Annotated in this window: 14 protein-coding genes; 6 read left to right on the top strand and 8 right to left on the bottom strand. The window is 45.4% G+C overall.

What is annotated here, in order from left to right; all coding sequences use genetic code 11:
- The 5 genes from HMPREF0645_RS04150 to HMPREF0645_RS04130 all read left to right on the top strand — a co-directional run.
- The coding region (locus tag HMPREF0645_RS04150) for a pseudouridine synthase (RefSeq protein ID WP_044123292.1) at positions 1–1,260 on the top strand (1,260 nt) is incomplete at its 5' end.
- A 152-nt stretch (positions 1,261–1,412) separates the two neighbouring features.
- Positions 1,413–2,804: an asparagine--tRNA ligase gene (gene asnS, locus HMPREF0645_RS04145; protein ID WP_044123390.1), complete on the top strand. Its 1,392-nt coding sequence runs from the start codon at positions 1,413–1,415 to the stop codon at positions 2,802–2,804.
- Between the two features lie 348 nt (positions 2,805–3,152).
- On the top strand, positions 3,153–6,449 hold the full coding sequence (locus HMPREF0645_RS04140; RefSeq protein ID WP_007173621.1) for a hypothetical protein: 3,297 nt from the start codon (positions 3,153–3,155) through the stop codon (positions 6,447–6,449).
- A 69-nt stretch (positions 6,450–6,518) separates the two neighbouring features.
- A complete protein-coding gene (locus HMPREF0645_RS04135) occupies positions 6,519–7,046 on the top strand; it encodes a hypothetical protein (protein ID WP_044123290.1) in 528 nt (175 codons plus the stop codon).
- A gap of 11 nt (positions 7,047–7,057) precedes the next feature.
- On the top strand, positions 7,058–8,188 hold the full coding sequence (locus tag HMPREF0645_RS04130) for an OmpA family protein (protein WP_007173619.1): 1,131 nt from the start codon (positions 7,058–7,060) through the stop codon (positions 8,186–8,188).
- Positions 8,189–8,407: 219 nt separating this feature from the next.
- Here HMPREF0645_RS04130 and HMPREF0645_RS04125 read toward each other — a convergent pair whose 3' ends face one another.
- From HMPREF0645_RS04125 to HMPREF0645_RS04115, 3 genes are all read right to left on the bottom strand, one after another.
- A complete protein-coding gene (locus HMPREF0645_RS04125; RefSeq protein ID WP_007173618.1) occupies positions 8,408–9,313 on the bottom strand; it encodes a CvfB family protein in 906 nt (301 codons plus the stop codon).
- Positions 9,314–9,325: 12 nt separating this feature from the next.
- On the bottom strand, positions 9,326–10,081 hold the full coding sequence (locus tag HMPREF0645_RS04120) for an ABC transporter ATP-binding protein (protein WP_007173617.1): 756 nt from the start codon (positions 10,079–10,081) through the stop codon (positions 9,326–9,328).
- 65 nt (positions 10,082–10,146) lie between these two features.
- The gene (locus HMPREF0645_RS04115) at positions 10,147–12,273 is read right to left on the bottom strand and encodes a cation:proton antiporter (RefSeq protein WP_007173616.1); all 2,127 of its coding nucleotides are present in this window, start codon (positions 12,271–12,273) and stop codon (positions 10,147–10,149) included.
- A 166-nt stretch (positions 12,274–12,439) separates the two neighbouring features.
- Between HMPREF0645_RS04115 and HMPREF0645_RS04110 the strand changes: the two genes are divergently transcribed.
- Positions 12,440–13,447, top strand: coding sequence for an aspartate-semialdehyde dehydrogenase (locus HMPREF0645_RS04110; protein WP_007173615.1), 1,008 nt, complete (start codon positions 12,440–12,442; stop codon positions 13,445–13,447).
- Between the two features lie 610 nt (positions 13,448–14,057).
- Here HMPREF0645_RS04110 and HMPREF0645_RS04105 read toward each other — a convergent pair.
- The 5 genes from HMPREF0645_RS04105 to HMPREF0645_RS04085 all read right to left on the bottom strand — a co-directional run bounded on the left by HMPREF0645_RS04105 (position 14,058) and on the right by HMPREF0645_RS04085 (position 20,720).
- A complete protein-coding gene (locus tag HMPREF0645_RS04105) occupies positions 14,058–15,224 on the bottom strand; it encodes an OmpA family protein (protein ID WP_007173614.1) in 1,167 nt (388 codons plus the stop codon).
- Positions 15,225–15,399: 175 nt separating this feature from the next.
- Positions 15,400–17,259, bottom strand: coding sequence for a DNA mismatch repair endonuclease MutL (mutL, locus tag HMPREF0645_RS04100; RefSeq protein ID WP_007173613.1), 1,860 nt, complete (start codon positions 17,257–17,259; stop codon positions 15,400–15,402).
- Complete coding sequence (locus HMPREF0645_RS04095) at positions 17,256–17,534, bottom strand: hypothetical protein (RefSeq protein ID WP_156777851.1); 279 nt, start codon at positions 17,532–17,534, stop codon at positions 17,256–17,258. Before HMPREF0645_RS04095 ends, mutL begins: the two co-directional genes overlap by 4 nt.
- Position 17,535: 1 nt before the next feature.
- The gene (locus HMPREF0645_RS04090; protein WP_007173611.1) at positions 17,536–19,221 is read right to left on the bottom strand and encodes an OstA-like protein; all 1,686 of its coding nucleotides are present in this window, start codon (positions 19,219–19,221) and stop codon (positions 17,536–17,538) included.
- A 47-nt stretch (positions 19,222–19,268) separates the two neighbouring features.
- Positions 19,269–20,720 carry a peptidylprolyl isomerase gene (locus HMPREF0645_RS04085; RefSeq protein WP_007173610.1) on the bottom strand — a complete coding sequence of 484 codons (1,452 nt, stop codon included), beginning with the start codon at positions 20,718–20,720 and terminating at the stop codon, positions 19,269–19,271.

The following is a 20,720-nucleotide window of genomic DNA, read 5'->3' as shown; positions in this document are numbered from 1 at the left end:
AAGCGACCATCATATAACAATAACAACAACTATTATCAGTCGCGTGGAGGTTACCAACAGCGACAGGGAGGATATCGCCCACGTTACAATAACCAAGAAGGTGGGTATCAGCCCCGGCAGGGAGGATATCGCCCACGTTACAACAACCAAGAAGGTGGATACCAGCCAAGGCAGGGGGATTATCAGCCCAACTACAACCAAGAAGGCGGGTATCAGCCACGGCAGGGAGGATATCGTCCTCGTTACAATAACCAAGAAGGTGGATATCAACCACGGCAGGGAGGTTACCAACCGCGGCAAGGCGGATATCAGCAGCGACCAGGAGGATACCGCCCACGTTACAACCAAGGCGGAGGATACCAGCAGCGGCAGGGAGGATATCAGCCACGACAGAAAGGCTATCAACCACGCGGTGGATATGGTCAGCAACAAGGCGGGTATCAGCCACGCGGTGGGTATGGCCAACGTCCGGGCTATGATCCCAATGACAAATACAGCATGAAGAAACGCATCGAGTACAAGGAAGATCATATCGATCCGAATGAACCGCTGCGTCTGAACAAATTTCTGGCCAATGCCGGCATATGCTCGCGCCGCGAAGCTGACGAGTTTATCCAAGCCGGTGTGGTGACGGTTAACGGGGAGGTTGTAACCGAACTGGGTACCAAGGTGCTGCGCAGCGACGAGGTGAAATTCCGCGACCAGCCCGTGACACTGGAAAAGAAAGTGTATGTATTGCTGAACAAGCCCAAGAATTATGTAACGACAAGCGATGACCCTCAACAACGTAAGACCGTCATGGATCTCGTGAAGGACGCATGTCCGGAGCGGATTTATCCTGTAGGGCGCCTCGACCGTAATACTACGGGCGTGCTGTTGCTCACCAACGATGGTGACATGGCCAGCAAGCTGACACACCCCAAATTCCTAAAGAAGAAAGTATATCACGTGTTCCTCGACAAGAATATTGGTGTTGAGGATCTTCAGAAGATAGCTGAAGGTATCGAACTGGAGGATGGCGAAATTCATGCAGACGCAGTGGAATATGCCAATGAGAACGACAAGTCGCAGGTTGGCATCGAAATTCACAGCGGCAGGAACCGAATTGTACGTCGCATTTTTGAAGCTCTGGGCTACCGTGTGGTACGTCTCGACCGTGTGCTCTTTGCCGGACTGACCAAGAAGAACCTGAGGCGTGGCGACTGGCGATTCCTCACAGAGCAAGAGGTGGACATGCTGAGAAGCGGAATGTTTGAATAAACGTTTCACACAAAATAGAACTAAAATTTAAGGTGGCAATGTTAGAAAACTCACCTATATAGAATGATGGAGAAGCGGAGATTACCAGACCAAGTTTGTTTACGATAGTGTCTTGCCCAACCTCCTTTTCTCCTTCAAAATATTATATGATCATGAAAAGAACAAAAGTTATCGATGCATTGCGCAGTACGGACTTCGGACAGGACATTACTGTCAAGGGATGGGTGCGCTCACATCGAAGCAGCAAGGCCGTAGACTTCATTGCATTGAACGATGGTTCCACCATCAAGAACATACAGATCGTGGTGAATCCGGAATCGATGGATGACGAAGAGCTGAAGAGCATCACGACCGGTGCGTGCATCCGCGCTACGGGCACGCTGGTGGAGAGTCAAGGCAAGGGACAGGACTGCGAGGTGCAGGCAAAAGAAATTGAGATTTACGGCCTGTGCCCCGGAGACTATCCCATGCAGAAAAAAGGACAGAGCTTTGAGTATATGCGCCAATATGGCCACATGCGACTCCGCACGAACACCTTTGGTGCTGTGTTCCGCATTCGTCATAATATGGCCATCGCCATTCACAAATATTTCCATGAGCACGGATTTTACTATTTCCACTCTCCGATCATTACTGCCAGCGATGCAGAGGGAGCGGGAGAAATGTTCCAGGTAACGACGCTTGACCTCGACCGCGTGGCCAAGAGCGGGAAAGTGGAATATGATAAGGATTTTTTTGGGAAAAAGACCTCCCTCACAGTGAGCGGGCAGCTCGAGGGAGAACTTGGAGCAACTGCTTTGGGAGCCATCTACACCTTTGGTCCCACTTTCCGTGCCGAAAACAGCAATACTCCCCGACACCTGGCTGAATTCTGGATGATTGAGCCTGAAGTGGCTTTCATGGACCAGAAGGAACTGATGGATCTGGAAGAAGACTTTATTAAATATTGTGTAAGATGGGCTCTCGACAACTGTCGGGATGATCTCGATTTCCTCAACCGGATGATTGACAAGAACCTGATTCAGACTCTTGAATCGGTTGTCCATGAAGAGTTTGTAAGATTGACTTACACGGAAGGAATTGAAATCCTGCAAAAAACTGTGGACGGCGGACATAAGTTCGAGTTCCCGATCACGGGCTGGGGCATGGACCTAAGCAGTGAACACGAGCGTTATCTGGTGGAACAATACTTCAAGCGCCCCGTAATCATGACCGACTATCCTGCCGAAATCAAGGCCTTCTACATGAAGAAAAACGAAGACGGCAAGACTATGCAGGGCACCGATGTACTCTTCCCACGCATTGGCGAGATTATAGGTGGCTCGGTTCGTGAGGAAAACTTAGATAAGCTTGTCAACGAAATCAAAGCCCGTGGCATGGAATCACACGCCTATGACTGGTATCTCGATACCCGCAAGTATGGTTCGTGCCCACACGCCGGCTTTGGATTGGGCTTCGAACGCCTCATCCTCTTCGTGACCGGTATGCAAAACATTCGCGATGTCATCCCATTCCCGCGTACCCCCAAGAATGCGGAATTCTAACGAGACCCAGCTATGCGCCATGGATGAAATAGAATCATCCAAGGCGCGTTGGATGATTATACATCAATGAAACGAAGACAAATGTAAAAATAACCGATCGATTCTCCTTCATAAAAAAGGTAGGATAAAAAATTTGACTAAATTTAAAAAAAGATGCATTTTATTTGCTTGTTCTAATATTTATCTCTATATTTGCACCAAAATAATTTGCCTGAAATACGGTTACTATGTACATAAATCGTTTATTGGTATGAAAAAAATATTTGTGTTGGCTTCTTGACCGGAATCCAATGCAACATTAGTTAGTATATATTTAATTTTTATTGTTTTATTTAATTTTTATATCGTATGAGAAGAAAATTTTTTAGTACGTTGCTTATGGGTCTCCTTGTTTTTGGAGCCATGGGTACGGTTACTTCTTGTAAGGATTATGATGACGACATCAGTGCAAATACTGAGTCCATCAAAAACTTGCAGACTCAGATGACCACTCTCGAGAGTGCTTTGAAGCAGGCAAAGGAAGATGCTCAAAAAGCAGCTGCCACCTATGCTACAAAACAAGATCTCGCATCTTTGCAAGAACAAATTAAGAATTTGGTGACTGCAGAGAAGTTGCAAGATGCTATCAAAGACCTTCAAAAGGTTATCGACGGCAAGGCTGACAAGTCAGAACTTGAGGCTCTGAAGACTAAAATCGATGGTATCGATAGCCGTTTGAATGAGCTGGGTACAACTTTGAATAAAGCTGAGACCGCTCAAAAGGCAGTGAATGAAAACCTCCAGAACCAAATTGACGCTTTGAAAGCGTTCGAGAATGAGCTTGGTGGTAAGCAGGGCGCAGAGGAGCTGAAAGGTCAGGTTGCTAAATTGCAGGAAGACTTGAAAGCTTTGCAGGCTTCATCTGGCAATGCGCAAGCTATTAAGGAGCTGAAAGAACTCATGGAGAAAGCTAACAAGGATGTGGAGAAAACCGTTAAGAATATCAACATCTTGACAGTTTTCGTTAAGCGTAACTTGTCAAGCCTTATGTTGAAACCAAATTACTATTCTGGCGGTGTTGAGGGTATCAAGGTTCTTTCTGACTCTGCTGCTATTTATAAAGAAGGCGATGCTTCTCTCACATTCTTTAAGCTTACGGGTAAGGCAAAGATATTGTCTGGCATTGGTACTGCTATGTATCATGTGAATCCTTCGACTGTTGACCTGTCCAATTTTACCATTGATTTCTATGGCAATGTTGCTGAAATGGATAAGCCTTTGACTGGTTTTGAGACTCGTGCTGGTGCTGATATCGCTACCCCGGTATATGGCAAAACAGACGATTTGTTCAAGGCAGACAAGGACGCTTACAAGGATGGCATTCTCTCCATACCTTTCAAAGCCAACTTTAAGGCTATCGAAGCCAACCTGAAGGCAGGTAACGGTTCTTTCGTAGCTGCTCAGATTTCTAAGGGTGACACTACTGTTACTTCTGACTATGCTTTGATTGCACCGGTGAAGATTTACAACTTGCTTGTTGCAGACAAGTCCTTCGTACAAACACCTTTCGTTGACAATATTGTAACGCCAGCTTCGGGACATCTTCACAAAAAGTTCTCAGAGCTTGCAGTAGAGAATATCCCTGCTACACACACGGTTAAGTACAACGAAAATATTAATATTTCAGCTCTTCTTGAGACTCACTACACAACCGAAAAAGATCTTGCAACAGATAGTGCTAACGTAACTATTGACGCTGCCAAGGTTCGCAAAATGGATCCTGCTACATTCAAGGCTTTTGGGTTGAAGTATGTTGTTAAGGCTGTTGATTACACACTCGGCTCCAACAAGACCAGCGAAACACATCATATCCAGTTGGCTACTGACAAGGATGGCAATGTAATCGCTACTCCAAGAAACGTATCAAATACTGGTGAAACTATAAAGGATAAGGTAGCTAACGCATCTGCAGTTGGTCGTATGCCTATGTTGGTTATCGAAATTCAAGATGCAGAAGGCACAATTCTTGCCTATGGCTACATGAAGTTGTTGATTATAGATTTGGACGAGGTAGGTCCTCAGGATGTTACTTCTGATCCATTCGCCATGAACGATTACTTCTTCGATTGCAATGGAGCTAAGGATAAATTGACTTGGGCACAGGTTGAATTCCATATTTACAATGACTTGCTGAAGATTTCTAAGAAGAACTTCGACGAGACTTACAAGTTTGTTGCAGACAAGCAGTTTGTTCCTGATGGTAAGGGTGGTTACAAAGAGGCTACCGCCAACGAAATGCTTGGTACTGTTAAGGAACTCCATAACGCTGGTACAGTTGGTGCTCAGACGCATGTTCTTGAGTGGTCATTCGCTGCTGCAGATTATAAGAATGTAATGACAGCAGCTGCTCCTAAGGAAGGTGCTAGCACCAAGGACGTTACTGTTTATGTTAAGTATGAAAACAAGAAGAATGGTGGTGATGTTTATGTGCCTATGACAATCAAGGCTGGTAAGTTGCATTTCGCAACAGCTAACCTCAACGCTACAAAGACGTTGGCTCAATGGTACAAGTACCAGTCATCAGTTAATGCTCCTACAGCCACTGACGCATTCGAGGTTCGCGCCAATGTACCTGTACCAACAGAGACTGACAATAAGCTCGAAAATACTGAGTTTGTTAAGGATCTCCATGATTATTTCTTGAATGGTAAACTTTCTGCATCTCTGAAAAATGCTGAAAAGTTCCCTAAACTAAAAGAGGAGATGGCCGATCCAGCTAACCAGCCTAAGTTCAAGTTCACATTGCCAATGAAGGGTGTTAATGCTGACTTTAGCGCTAATGCAGCAAAACAGTGGACTGTCAAGGGCTATTCTGGCAATGAATACACTTTGGCTTTGAGCGATGACAATCTGACTATTAAGATTGTTAAGGTCAAGAAAGTCGGTGCAAAAGCTCCAGTCGCTGTTGACAAGAAGCTCGTAGGAATGGATGCTAATGGTGTTGCAACTTACATAGAAGGCGAAGAATCTGATGATATCTTGAACTTCGCATCTCACTCTAAGTTGGGAAGCAAGCAGACTTTCACAGCATACGTTCAGATTACATTGCCTGAATTGTGCTATGAGCCATACATGCCACAAACATTCTTCAACGTTCGCTTCTTGCGTCCATTGAATCTCTCTGGTGCAGATAAGTATGAAATTAAGGATGCTCCTAACGATTGGCAGAAGATTCCATTCTCTGAGCTCGTTAGCGTAACAGACTGGCGTGACTTTGCTGGTCTTGCTGACAATTCAAACCTTGGTAAGAATGATGGTAAGAAGCAGTTTGACTTCAAGTACTATGGCATCGACTTCATTGCTGATGTTGAAAATGCTTTGACCGACGCTAACCTTGGAACAGAAGCTCGCAACAGTTACAAGAATAATGCTGCTTATCGTGCACAGTGCGTGAAAGCTCTTGAGAACATTAAGAACTTGAACCTCGAGCAGGATGGTGACGTTGTCAAGTATAAGAACAACGGTGGTAACACTGGTACCTATCATATCTTCTTGCCTATCAAGATGAAGTATGTATTTGGAAACTATCCTACTTCACAGCAAAAGGCTTGGGCTGTGATCACAGTTAAAAATACTGCAGGTAATGCTAAAAAAATTAATTTCTAATTTGAATTTAGAATTGATGTAATAATTGGGGTGTCAATTTCTGGCACCCCTTTTTTAACTTGATATAGAATGAGAAAACGCTCTTATTTATTTAGTCTGTTTGTTTGTTTGCTTAGCATAACACTTGTGTCAAGCTGTAAAAACAAGCCTAAGGAACGCAGTTTAAAAGAAATGCAAGATGATTTCATTCGACCTGCTGAAATGACTTTGGCTAAATCAGACACAGACCAAGTAAAGTCATTAGTTCAGCTTTATCTTTCTCATCTTAAACAGGGTGACGTAGATGGAGCTCTTTCAATGTTGTATTATTTGAATAAGGATAGTATTACTACTTTGCCAACAGACTTGGCTAAGAAAGAAAGAATGACCTTGACAGCTTTCAAAGGTAAGGATGCTTCCGTGGAGGAAATACAATTCCTCAAGGAAACAGACAGCAAGGTTAGATATACGGTTACTCTTTTTGACAAGGCACCCGGTGACAAACGACCTAACACGATTTCTTTTGTCATTCGCCCTATTAGAAGAAATGGCAATTGGTATTTAACTTTGGCTGACTCAGAATCAGAATCAAATCATGGTTCAGAAATTTTAAATTAAAACTTACAACTATGAAATCATTTAAAACTTTACTAATTGTGAGCCTACTATCCTTAGGGGTTAATGCAATGGCTCAAGCAACCTACACTAATAATGACGGAAACGAATATCAGTTTAAGAAACATGCTTTCATCAATCTGCAAGGTGGTGCACAATACACATTAGGTGAAGCAAAGTTTGGGGATTTAATCTCACCCAACGTTCAGTTCGGTCTTGGCTATCAGTTCAATCCATGGTTTGCTGCACGTCTGCAAGGCAATGCATGGCAGAGCATGGGTGGCTATAACGGTATCAACGAACTTGGTAAAATAGCTGCTATCAACACTACATACAAATACAAGTATGTAGCTCCTGGCATTGATTTTATGTTTAATCTCTCCAATGCCTTCTGTGGCTGGAATCCAAAGAGAGTATTTAATGTAACAGCTTTCCTCGGCAGTGGTGCAAATATTGCATGGGGAAATGACGATGCCAATGCAATGGCTGGTGCCAATCACATGCGCTACAACTGGGATGGAACGAAAGTTAATCCATTTGGTCGTGCTGGTCTTGAGCTTGGTTTCCGCATAAGCGACGCTGTTAGTTTTGTTGTCGAAGGAAATGCAAATATCCTTACCGACAAATACAACTCTAAGAAGGCTGACAACCCCGACTGGTACTTCAATGCATTAGCCGGTTTGCGTATCAATCTTGGAAAGAGCTACACCAAGAAAGAAACCAAACCAGAGCCAGCACCAGAGCCAACTCAGGAGTATGTTGCTCCTACTCCAACCCCAACACCTGCTCCAGAACCAACTCCAGAGCCAGTCGCCAAGAAGATTGAGCCTATCCGTCGCGATGTGTTCTTCACGATCAACAAGTACGCTATTAGAGCTGCAGAGCAATCAAAAATTGACGAGATCGTATCCTTCTTGAAAGAGAATCCAGACGCTACAGTTTCTGTTACAGGCTATGCAGATGCCGGAACAGGTAACAACACTATTAACGACCGTTTGGCCGCTCAGCGTGCTGCTTCTGTGGTTAAAGCTATCAAGGACAAGGGAATCTCAGCAAACCGTATCAAATCTGATTCTAAGGGTGCTCGTGTTCAGCCATTCGCAGAGAACAACAAGAACCGCGTATCAATCATGATTGCTGAGTAAGAATACTTGATGCAACAATATTTTAAATCAAAAGAGTGTGCCCCTTGGGTACACTCTTTTGATATATTAAAAAAAACTCTATTCTTATCATAGAAGCGCTGGGGGAACTGTGCAACCTAAGTTGTTCATGTATCGAGCGCAAAACAGCAATGATCGTCATGGATTAAACAGGGTGACCATAAAAGGCAAGGTCAAGCCTGCATAGCTGAATAAATCCAACTACACCAATCGAATGCCAGAGTTGTCAATCACGATTAACCTTCGCTTATAAAGCTCCCCTATGGCACGCTTATAAGTCTTCTTGCTAACCTGAAACTGACGCTTAATTTCTTCCGCATCACTCTTGTCGCCCAGATGACACCTTCCCCCATTGTCTTGCAACCACTGCAACAAAGCTTCTGCAAAGTCCAATGTTTGCCTGCGTCCGGCCGGCTGTAGGCTAATATCGATTTTACCGTCATCCCGAATTTTCTGAATGTAACCCTGGAGTCGGTCACCCGTGTGTACATATTGGAATATTTGATCCTGATAGATCAATCCAGCATACCTGTTTTCGATAATCACTTTGAAACCCAAATCGCTTTTCTGCCACACTAATAGTTCTACGGGCGCCTCGTTCCGTTGCTTTTCATAAAACTCCCGTCGACGTTCCTCTGAATCTTCATTGATGTTTGTCAGGAATTTATCGATCTTTGCCGAGGCTGCAATACGATAGCTTTCCTCATCGACATACAGATAGACGATATAGCTTTCGCCTATCTCCATGCGCTTCTTCTGCTCGCGGAACGGACAGAATACATCTTTCATCATCCCCCAGTTAAGGAAAGCACCAAACTCATTCACCCATTCCACATTGAGGTAAGCGAAGTCGCCGACCTTGGCCAACGGTACCTCCAACGTGGCGATAGGACGTTCTTCTTGATCCAGATACACGAAGCATCGAATATCATCCCCCACCTTCACTCCTTCCGGCACATACTTCTGAGGCATCAGAATTTCTCCAGCCTGCCCACCATCAAGATAGATACCAAAGGTTTCTTTCCCTCCAAAAGAATGGGGATTAGGACGCTCTGCCACTTTCACTATCTTCAGAGTGTTATAGTCACCCAGTTTAATTTTATCCATATCTGAAGAGTTTTATAATTCTGATTTGTTATCGTTCAAAGGAGATTTGGCATCCTGCTGGTCACAGGCATTCTCTATACCCTCTTCCGAAGCTTCGACTTGCTCTTGGTCATGGGTGTCCACCAACAAGCCATCCTTCATATGAATGGTGCGGTCAGTGAGTGCTGCGAGCGATTCGTCGTGAGTCACTATTACGAAAGTCTGCCCAAATTTATCGCGCAAATCAAAGAAAAGCTGGTGCAGCTCTGCCTTGTTCTTGGAGTCGAGACTACCGGAAGGCTCGTCTGCAAGAATAACAGAAGGGTTGTTCACCAATGCCCGGGCAACAGCCACACGCTGCTTCTCTCCGCCGGAAAGCTCGCTGGGCTTGTGGTTTGCTCTGTCGCTTAAGCCCATGAACTCGAGCAGTTCCTCTGCCCTATCTCTGGCCTCCTTCCGCCCTAACCCGGCAATGAAAGACGGAATCATGACATTCTCCAAGGCCGTGAACTCCGGCAGGAGTTGGTGAAACTGAAAGACAAATCCCAATTTCTGATTGCGGAAAGTTGAGATTTTCTTACTCGACAGGCGGCTTACATCCACCCCATCAACAATCACCGTTCCGCTGTCAGGTTTGTCCAGCGTTCCAATGATTTGTAAAAGTGTTGTTTTCCCGGCTCCTGACGGACCAACCACAGAAACCACTTCTCCTTTGTCGATATGTAAATCAATTCCCTTGAGTACTTGCAAAGAACCAAAGGATTTTTTAATGTCCTGAACGTCTATCATATACTTAAACTTATTATAAATCCAAAATCCTTCTATATATTATATCACAATGCCGCTCTGCCATTTCACATATTTAGCTTGCGCCTTAACCATTCATGCAAGGCCTCGTAAGCCGATACTTCCTCTGTATGCTGTGGCATTGCAAATGTCATCGTGAGCAATTTATCGTCACTGTACTGGTCTGGAAATATGATCATCAGGTTCTTGCCCGAGAACCTCCGTGTCAACTCGTCCGGGAGACGGTCCAGTGCATTTTTATAAGACACGGTCCCCTTTCGGGCAGTGATGACCACAAAGAGATGGTCGTCAGCTATGGAAGAAGCCAACTTGGGCATCTCATTCCAATGTTCCATTACTAAGTATTCCGCACGAATTTCAGCATGTTTGTTCTTAATATATTCCCTGATCATCTGCAGCGTATCCGAACGCCCATGAAACTGTATGCGACATTCCAGAATCTTTGTCACCCGAGCGAGCCGCTCCAACCATCGGTAAAAGCCCGGCTCATACTGGGCTCGCGAGGGAATGGCAACCTGTATGCGTCGCAGTGTGGCAAGCGGGTAGTTGATACGGGTCATGATGATTTGTCGATTCAACCCATTGAATAGACTTTGGTGGAACTGCCCCCAAAATTCTGGAGAAATATTAGCATGATTGTGCATGCCGATGATCACTTCCGACGCATCAAATTCCTTAAAAGCATGCTTAATACCATTGGCAATATTGGCAGCCACTCTCACCTGAGTCTGCACCAAGACATCAGAGCCCGAGGCATACTGCGTCACCTGCTCCAGCAGTTTGCGGCCAAGTTCCTGGTTGACCCTCATTTTCTCATCGTCGTAAACCACATTCAAGGCAACAAGTCCACGGTTAAGCTTGGGATTGCGCATCATCATTCCAAGATGGATCAGCCGGTTGGCATATTCCGGATATTTTACCGGTATCAATATCCGTTCATCATCCTTGTCCGGCTCGTCCGGAGTAATTTCCTTATCGCGCAGAACAATCCTAAGTGCAGCTCGTTCGGTAATGATGGACGAAATGATGCAGGTAACCAATATCATGATCACCACCCCATTAAGCATACCCTCATCAACCACTGGCTCCCCAGAGACACCTTTCAAGGTCATTCCCACCATCACCATTGCTATTGCTCCGGCAGCATGGGCAGAGGTCAAGCCGAACATCATCTGACCGGAGGCTGGAGGCATGCGAAAAATGAAACCAGATAAATATGCAGCGATAGCTTTGCCTAAAGTTCCGAACAACACCATACAAAAAGCTACCCAGACGATATCACCCCCTTGGAACAACAGTCGTAAATTGATCAGCATTCCAACGCCGATCAGGAAGTATGGAATAAAAAGAGCGTTCCCTATAAATTCAATACGGTTCATCAAAGGTGAGACATGCGGTACATAGCGGTTAAGAATAAGTCCGGAGAAAAAAGCTCCGAAGATTCCCTCCAAGCCCACCAATCCAGCCAAAGCCGCGCCAAGAAACATGGACGAAAGAATGAAGATGAACTGCATCACGGCATCACTGTATCTCCGAAGGAACCACCGTGTGAGGCGTGGCATGAACCACAACAGCCCTCCGCAATACATCACCAATTTCAACACAAACCACAGCCAGAACAGTACGCCACTTCCACCATGATGAGAAACAACAATTCCCGCAAGCAAAACCAGAGCAATAAACAAGGCAATCATCGTTGCCCCCACACTCAACGTAATACTGGGTTTGCGCTGCAGTCCGTAGCGCGACACTATAGGGTATGCCACCAATGTGTTTGAGGACATGATACAGCCCAGCAGGAATGCTGCTACAGAGGTATAACCGAGCAAATAAATGCCCATCCAATATGTTAGTGCAAAAGGGATGCCGAAGGTTAACAGTCCAAAAACAATTGTGCGGATCTTACTTTTTTTCAAGCCATCCATATCAATTTCCAAGGAGGCAAGAAACATGATATAATATAGACCTACACGACCGAAAAGCTCAAAGGAGGCATCGCGATCCAAAATATTCAACCCATACTGGCCTACGAGGACACCCGCCAAAACCATTCCGACTATGTGTGGAATGCGGAGCTTCCCCATAATAATAGGAGCAAGCAAAATAATAAGCAACACCACGAAAAAGATTAGCGTGGGATCGGTTATTGGGAAGTATGATGCAATGTGCTCCATGAGCTCGAATATTTAACGCAAAGTTAATAATTATTTTCTAATCAGCTGCGAAACTTTCTTCGTTTTGTAAACAGAAAAGCAGAAAAAACTTTCACAAATTGCATTGTTGTCAACGAAAAGTAGTAATTTTGCAGCATATAGTTATTAATTTATAAAGTATTATAACATGAGAGTAGCAATTGTTGGAGCAAGCGGTGCAGTTGGTCAAGAGCTTCTGCGCATACTCGCTGAGCGCAATTTTCCGTTGGATGATTTAGTGTTGTTCGGTTCAGAACGTAGTGCCGGTAAAAAATACAGTTTCAAAGATAAGCAATATGAAGTTAAATTATTGCAGCACAACGATGACTTCAAAGATGTAGACATTGCGTTTACCTCAGCCGGCGCATCAACCAGCAAAGAGTTTCTTGAAACCATCACCAAACATGGAACGGTGATGATAGACAATTCGAGTGCATTCCGCATGGATGACGACGTTCCATTGGTCGTGCCCGAAATCAACGCAGAAGATGCTCTGACCCGCCCACGGGGAGTCATTGCCAATCCAAACTGTACTACCATCATGATGGTTGTGGTGCTCAACCCGATCAATAAGCTCTCGCCCATCAAGAAAGTGCACGTATCAAGCTATCAGAGTGCCAGTGGAGCCGGTGCAGCAGCCATGCAGGAACTTCAACAGCAGTACAAGGAAATGCTGGAAGACGGGAAAGTGAGTACCATCAACAAATTCCCTCATCAGCTGGCCTACAATGTCATTCCTCAAATAGATAAGATGACAGAGAATGACTACACGAAGGAAGAGATGAAAATGTATGATGAAACCAGGAAAATCATGCACTCGGACATCCGAACTTCTGCCACCTGCGTTCGTGTAAGTTCTCTGCGTTCACACTCTGAAAGCGTATGGTTCGAGACCGAACAGCCTATCAGTGTTAACCAGATCAGGGAGGCACTGAAAAAAGCACCAGGTGTAACACTTGTCGATGACCCGCAAAACTACGTATATCCTATGCCCTTGGAAAGTGCAGGTAAGGATGATATCTATGTGGGACGTATCAGAAAAGATCTTGCAAGCGACAATGGTAACACGCTTTGGCTTACCGGTGACCAAATTCGTAAGGGCGCAGCATTAAATGCCGTTCAAATTGGAGAATACCTTATCCAAAACGGAATATAATTCACAATTATTCGCAAGCTCATCAACTCGTCACAATTTTCAATTCACAATTCGGGTGTCACCGAATTGTGAATTTTTTATTATGAATTGTGAATTCAAAGCCTCTACGGGTTGCCCCAAATTTTGAATTGTGAATTTTGAATTATGAATTGAAAATGTGAATTGTAAAATTGATTAACCAAAATCTGATGATTTTTTTCACCGCAACCAGAGCAAAAAGCGCCATGTTTCTGAGGATGAAATTAATCTGGATGAGCGGAAAAAAGCAGAGGATTTGCCGTTAATATCTTCTCGCATTATGTTTTGGCCTTCATGATCGCACAGAAGAAGCCTATTTGCGATGCGATTCGACCTTCGTCGTCTTATAATTGATATCTAATCGCGATAGATAAAATGAAGAATGCAAGAACGATTTTTCTAACATTCTGACTACCAGAAGAATACAAATCCTCATATACTTGAGGAATTTCCGACGAAAGCCAAGTTGTTATTAAATTTTCAAAACACGGAAGCGTGTTTGTAAAGAAAGAGGTGCATTATCCATGTGGATAATGCACCTCTAAAATTATATTAATTACTTTCCTGGAAGAAAGTTAATTAAGAAACGATATTAGTCAGTAACCTGAACAGTTGCACGACGGTTGAATGAAATCGGTGAGAGGTCATCAACACCACCCTTGCCTACGGTTGAGATCTTGCTACGGTCGATACCAAGCTTAACAAGCTCGTCTGCTACAGTTGCAGCACGGCCTTCAGACAGGCGCTGGTTGATTTCAGGAGTACCTGTTGCGCTATCAGCATAACCGGTTACTGCCAACTTGCTGCCATTCTCCTTTGCATACTTAGCAACAGCCTGTACGTTTACGAGGTCCTTCTGAGAAGCAATGTTCGTGCGATTGATGTTAAAGAACACAGAAACAGGTGTTGTCACAAATTCCTTAACAGCCTTCGGTGTCTCTGGCTTTGGCTGGTTAGCCAACAGATTCTTCAGACGAGCGTTCTCTGCATTAGCATCGTTGAGCTGAGCGTTAAGAGCGTCGATCTGGCTCTGAGAAAGAGCTTTGATAGCGTCAACATCCGGAGTCTTCTCCCAAGTTGCCTTACCCAAGTTAAAGGTCAAACCAACTTCACCATATACATGGTTGTCCTTGTCTTCCCAACCACGGTTGCGATGTGTGTCAGCCAGAGCTGTTCCCTCATCAGCGGTGAAATCTTCTTCCAAACGATTCCATCCTGCCTCCAAGTAGAGGTTAACGTGCTTGCCCAAACGCCATGTAGACTGGATACCTGCACTCAGCTGCATAGCATAGAGGTTAGCGCTCATGTTGCGAGAAACACCACCACCCATGAAAGGAATCACGTTCCATACACGGTTAGGATTGTAACCACAGAAAAGGTTGCTCAGGTTGAACATGATATGCTCATTCAGAATCCACATATCAAAGTCGTTGCGTGCACCGGTCTTTTTGTTTATGTCTTTAGCCTGCCATGCCTGGAATTTGGTACGAAGTCCAAGACCCGGAGTAAACCACTTACCCAATGCAACTGCACCACCGAAAGTACGACGATCCGATGAAAAGAAACCAACGTCTTTTCTAAAGCCACGACCGTGCTCCTCATCAGGATACCATACGTTCCAATCGCCACCTAACTGAATAAACCAATTACTCCAAAATGAATTTGTTGCTACGCTGTACTTCTGTACAGGGTCAGCGTCCTGAGCAAATGCGCCCACGGACATACCGGCAATAGCCAGTGTCATTAATAACTTTTTCATAATCTATTATCTTAATGATCTAATATATATATTTTTAACTTTATTTCTCGTCTTGTACACTATTCGCTGACAAAGTTAATAATATTTTTCAATAGTAGGTACTTTTTGTTGGGAAATTTTGCGAAAATTTAAAAATAATGTCTTTAAAGGCTAAATATCAATGTCTTCGTGGCCATTATTTGAGCATTTGCTCTATTTCCACCTGCTTTAATATATATAAAATATTTTTACCATCAGGCGTATAATTGACGTTTGAACACAAGAATAAACCGTTTATCACATTCTCCATTTCATCGTTTGACAGCACTTGGCCGTATGGAATAGCTGCAGCTCGTGCCAAGCTGAGTGCCAAGGAATTGTTTATCTCATGTGCTGCCGGAGTTCCCGACTCTTCAGCCGACAACAGCATTTCGTGCACCAACCGGAGCACATCCACCCCTTCGATCCCCTCGGGTACTGCATTCAGAGCATACGTTCCGCCCCCCAAATTGGATAATTCGAAGCCCATAGCTGCGAACTCTTCATAAACTGTGCTGAGTGTACTCTCTTCTCGAGCTGAAAGCTGTATTGTTTCCGGGAAGAGCATTTTCTGCGAGTGCATCTTGCGGGCGCTCAGTTGCTTTTGATATTGTTCGAAAAGGATACGGATATGCGCGCGATGCTGGTCGACGATCATCAGTCCTGACTTCACTGCCGTCATAATATACCTACCCTTATACTGATAATGGCTGGGGGACTTGTCGGCTATCAGGCTCTTCTCCCCTTCTCCACTCTCTGTAAACAAGGTTTCGTGTGCAGGTGCCTCCTCCGGCTGCAGACCATTATATAATTCCTGCCACTGGTCAGGAATTTCCGAGCGCGTAAATTCACGCGACCCTTGGGTATGCTGCATCTTACCGGAAAGCTTCTCCCCGGATTCAATCGTACTATGAAATGGATTGTACTGAGGGTTCAGGTTCATTTGAGGGAGCTGAGCTTCCGTTTGAGAATTATATACAGGAATATCAGGTTTTCCCTCCGTATCGAAATCAATGACTGACACATCATTAAATCTTCCCAAGGCATCTTTTACCGAAGCCATAAGAATTTGCCAAATCGCTTGTTCATTCTCGAACTTGATTTCAGTTTTGGTGGGATGGATATTCACATCGATGTCTTTAGGATCCACATCAAAATACAGGAAATACGGAACCTGAGTCCCTTGGGGAATCAATCGTTCGAAAGCCGTCATGACAGCATTGTGAAAGTACGGATGGCGCATGTAACGACCATTAACAAAGAAATATTGGTGCGCACCTTTCTTTCTTGATGATTCTGGTTTTCCGACAAAGCCTTGCAGTCCACACAATGAAGTCTCTACGTTCACGGGCAGTAAATCCTGATTAACACGCTTGCCGAATACATCCAGAATACGCTGGCGAAGTCCTCCGGCACGAAGATTATACATCTCCGAGCCGTTGCTGTGAAAAGTGAAGGTAACCTCCGGATATACCAGCACAATACGCTCAAAAGCATTGATGATGTGATTCAATTCCGTCGCATTCGACTTGAGGAACTTTCTTCGCGCCGGTACATTATAAAAAAGGTTCTCTATCTTAAAGTTGGAACCCACAGGACACGCACAGGGTTCCTGACCGGAAAAGCGTGAACCAGCAATGGTGAGTTGAGTGCCGATTTCTTCATGTTCGGTACGGGTGCGCAGTTCTACATGTGCCACAGCTGCTACAGACGCCAGAGCTTCGCCACGAAATCCCATGGTATGCAGATTGAACAGATCGTCAGGCTTTCGTATCTTTGATGTGGCATGACGTTCGAACGACAACCGGGCATCGGTTTCCGACATACCCTTGCCATCGTCTATCACCTGTATCGAGGTTCTGCCGGCATCCACCACAAGAACATTGACATGACGTGCATCTGCATCCACAGCGTTCTCCATCAGTTCCTTGACCACAGAGGCAGGGCGCTGTATCACCTCACCCGCGGCAATCTGGTTGGCTACTGAATCTGGTAAAAGTTGTATAACATCAATCATAGTATCCACAGCATAACTAAAATGAGCAATACGAGCAACAGGAGGCTTGTACCCCAGACCTTGTAGGACTTTTCTCCTCGACGACCTCGCCACTCCTGTCGGTATCCTTCGAAGCGTAGGTTCCGTCTCCTGTCCGTCTCCTCTAACTCCGGGCTCTTGGCCATTTCCTCCTTGACCCGGCGCTTCAGTTGGTCTATCCTTTCTTTTCTCTCATCGCAATAAATCATCTCATGGTGAAACCTGCGGGGCCTACGGGTTGGGAAAAACAAACTCATGCTATTTCTCTCCTGCCTTTGTCTTATCAGGTTCCTCAAGCTCTTTTGCATCAGAGCGAATCTTTTGCAGGGGAGCCTCATGCCTCACAATATTTTTAATCTCTGATCCCTGTGTCTTACCACGCCAATTAAAGACATCATCTTTGTCCACAGGGCGAATATAGTCGAACCATGCAAAATTATCGAGCTTCAACTGTGAGGGAGGGATTTGGGTCATGGGATAGAGCGTGCCCTCTGCCTTGGGCATCCAAATCCGCTCTAAACTACGCTCGGGCGACAGGTACATCCTCATCGTATCGGTCTCGGTATAGTTAAGTCCAATAAGCGTGCTGTCCTTGTCGTCCAAAGGATAATAGATGGCCCGCACATTACTCTCGGCATCACTCCGGCGAATGTTCCCGTTAGTAAAGTAGGCGAACATATTTTTAGATGATATCTGGTTGTAATGCGTGCTGTCCGGCAACATTTCCACCGACAAGGCCTGGCCCAGGACATGAGCCTCGCGAATGGTGGAATCATTCATATACACCTTGATTACCTCGCCCAGCAGTTGCCTGCCCATATTCCACACGATGGGATCGTCATACATCGTCATGCACGAATCCCGAGAATCGAACACCAACGAGTCGCACACAGCTTGCAAGTCTACACGATATGCACGGATTTTTGTGTAGCAGTGCACCTTGCGGTACACCGAGTCGGTATTGATATTGAACGTCTCAATACGCATCGTGTCTGCATGCACATACAAAGTATCTTTCTGGGAGAAATCCATGGCCAACGCTTTTTTTGTGGCATACCCTCGCCCGTCTTTCTCACTGTACTCCACCTCTCCGCAGGTAAGCATGTTTTGATTCTTACTGTCAACGTAGACAACATTTCCCATCCCACGGTTGCGTCCGGTCTCACTGTTATAGAATAAGGTGTCGGCAGTAATCGTTTTCTCCCCGTCCACCACCGTCGATCGTCCATACATCTCAGCCTCATCTTTGGCCGTGTTAAAATAAGCATTGGTGGTGGTAATTGTACTGGTGCCGTTGGTGATAAGCGAAGGCCCTACCTCGCCCCGTCCCCTGTCCGGCGTGTACATACCCACCACATGAGCCCGAGATTTGGACGTGTCATAATATAATGTATCTGTAGAAACGCGGTTTTTGGGGGTCTGAAGCTGTACATCAAGATTAAAACGAGCCATACGAGTATTGGTATGGTATTCCCCCCAATCCGAACTCAGCCTACTCTTTCCGTCTATCAGTCTTCCTCCGTTAAAGAAATAAGCATACTCATAGAGACGGTCATAATTCAAACTATCCGTATACAGTCTTTGCTGGCGATGCTTCAACACCACGTTTTGTCGAGCCTCCAACATCTGTTGCTGACCATCATAGAACGCCCGGTCGCAAGTAAGCGACAACGTATCTCCCTGGCGAAAGCGCACGTGCCCGAAAGCTCTGACTGAATTCGTGGTTTGAAAAAAATATGCACTGTCACAATTCAGTCGCGACCCTTTATGCGTAAAGGCCACATGGCCTTTCACAATCTGTGCATCGGGATTAGGACCATACATGTCGTATCGCAGCTCATCGGCATGAACCAGATACACTCGCTCGTCCGCTACCTTCTTGCGTTTGCCCTTTCTACCGGCAGCATTGAGCATGCCCAGGACAAAGAGGCATAGAACCATCATCAAGATAACTCTATGCCCTGTACCTAAATTGCAAATGTTTCGGTGTCTCATTTATTCCACCCCTGATATTGAAATTGGCAATCTTTGTACCGGTCATTCATCCGGACATAGGTATGCTTGATTTTGTCCGAAATCCAATTGTTGATAACCTTCTCTCTCTCTTTGTTCACCACCATTTCTCTCATCACCTGGAAATCCTCGGTTATCGTGGCTTTATGTCCTTCAGTCCGGCTTTTGAGTTTGGCAATGGCAACTACTGTCTTACCCTTGCTGTTGATCATCTCAAACGGTTTCGAAATGTCACCCACCTTCATGGTTTCCACTACCCGAGCAATCTCAGTAGGCAACTCTTTCATCTGGAATCGTGATGTTATCTCGTTATTCGTTACGTTGGTCATCAGTCCACGGTTGTTCTTGGTATCCTTGTCGTCAGACAGATAAGACGCAGCCTCCTCAAACGAGAATTTACCCGAACGGATGTCCGTCCCTATGGAGTCAAGTTGCTCAGCGGCCCTCTTGATTTCCTCTGCCGAAACCTTTGGCTTGAGCAAGATGTGTCGGCATTTTATTTTATCACCTCGCTTGTCTATCAGTTGAATGATGTGGAAACCAAAATCTGTCTCTACAATTTTCGAAATCTTCTTGGGGTCGGTCAAATTGAAAGCGACATTGGCAAATGCGGGGTCGAGAAGTCCACGACCAATATAATCCATTTCGCCGCCCACCCGTGCAGACACCGGATCTTCAGAATAAAGCCGAGCCAAGGTTGCAAATGTTATTTCGCCATTGGTGACACGGTCTGTGTAGCTACGCAACAGGTCTTTCACCCGGTTGATCTCTTCCTGCTTTATCTTTGGGGAGCGCTCGATCACCTGGACTTCCACCTCTGTGGGTACGAAGGGAATGCTGTCTTGGGGTAGTGAGCGGAAAAACCTTCGCACGTCAGCCGGGGATACCTTGATATCCTCCACCAACTTCTGCTTCATCTTTTGGATGAGTTGTTGGTTCTTGAAATCGTCGTGTAGCGACATGCGCATTTCGTTTACACTCTGCTTGCGGTATTCTTCGAGTTTCTCCTGCCCACCGGCAGTTTCTATCCACCGTCTGATCTGCTGTTCTACGCCACTTGCGACCTCCGACTCGCTCACCTCGATAGAATCAATCGCAGCCTGATGCAGGAAAAGCTTCTGTACGGCCAACTGTTCCGGGATTGCACAGTCTGGATTGCTGCCCCAGCTAATGCCCTCTGCCATTCCCTGCATACGCATCATTTCTATGTCCGAACGGAGGATGGGTTCATCACCAACCACCCACACAACTTCGTCCACAACGCTGCCCTCTGGGAGAGTAACCTCCTCCACCTTTGAGGCTGCCTGTACCGCAGCCGTATCCTGCGAAACAAGATTTTTTGACGAACCACGACCGCTTCCCTCTGTCATGGCTACGATTCCTATAGGCAGCACCATTGCTGCTACCATTGTTATTTGTCTGATTCTCAT

The organism is Hallella bergensis DSM 17361 (assembly GCF_000160535.1).
Lineage (GTDB): Bacteria > Bacteroidota > Bacteroidia > Bacteroidales > Bacteroidaceae > Prevotella > Prevotella bergensis.
This window is presented reverse-complemented; position numbering and strand designations above follow the sequence as displayed.

Excerpts from the sequence above, each read along its gene's own strand:
- asnS (WP_044123390.1), top strand. The coding sequence starts at position 1,413 with ATGAAAAGAACAAAAGTTATCGATGCATTGCGCAGTACGGACTTCGGA.
- HMPREF0645_RS04140 (WP_007173621.1), top strand. The coding sequence starts at position 3,153 with ATGAGAAGAAAATTTTTTAGTACGTTGCTTATGGGTCTCCTTGTTTTT.
- HMPREF0645_RS04135 (WP_044123290.1), top strand. The coding sequence starts at position 6,519 with ATGAGAAAACGCTCTTATTTATTTAGTCTGTTTGTTTGTTTGCTTAGC.
- HMPREF0645_RS04130 (WP_007173619.1), top strand. The coding sequence starts at position 7,058 with ATGAAATCATTTAAAACTTTACTAATTGTGAGCCTACTATCCTTAGGG.
- HMPREF0645_RS04125 (WP_007173618.1), bottom strand. The coding sequence starts at position 9,313 with ATGGATAAAATTAAACTGGGTGACTATAACACTCTGAAGATAGTGAAA.
- HMPREF0645_RS04120 (WP_007173617.1), bottom strand. The coding sequence starts at position 10,081 with ATGATAGACGTTCAGGACATTAAAAAATCCTTTGGTTCTTTGCAAGTA.
- HMPREF0645_RS04115 (WP_007173616.1), bottom strand. The coding sequence starts at position 12,273 with ATGGAGCACATTGCATCATACTTCCCAATAACCGATCCCACGCTAATC.
- HMPREF0645_RS04110 (WP_007173615.1), top strand. The coding sequence starts at position 12,440 with ATGAGAGTAGCAATTGTTGGAGCAAGCGGTGCAGTTGGTCAAGAGCTT.
- HMPREF0645_RS04105 (WP_007173614.1), bottom strand. The coding sequence starts at position 15,224 with ATGAAAAAGTTATTAATGACACTGGCTATTGCCGGTATGTCCGTGGGC.
- mutL (WP_007173613.1), bottom strand. The coding sequence starts at position 17,259 with ATGATTGATGTTATACAACTTTTACCAGATTCAGTAGCCAACCAGATT.
- HMPREF0645_RS04095 (WP_156777851.1), bottom strand. The coding sequence starts at position 17,534 with ATGAGTTTGTTTTTCCCAACCCGTAGGCCCCGCAGGTTTCACCATGAG.
- HMPREF0645_RS04090 (WP_007173611.1), bottom strand. The coding sequence starts at position 19,221 with ATGATGGTTCTATGCCTCTTTGTCCTGGGCATGCTCAATGCTGCCGGT.
- HMPREF0645_RS04085 (WP_007173610.1), bottom strand. The coding sequence starts at position 20,720 with ATGAGAATCAGACAAATAACAATGGTAGCAGCAATGGTGCTGCCTATA.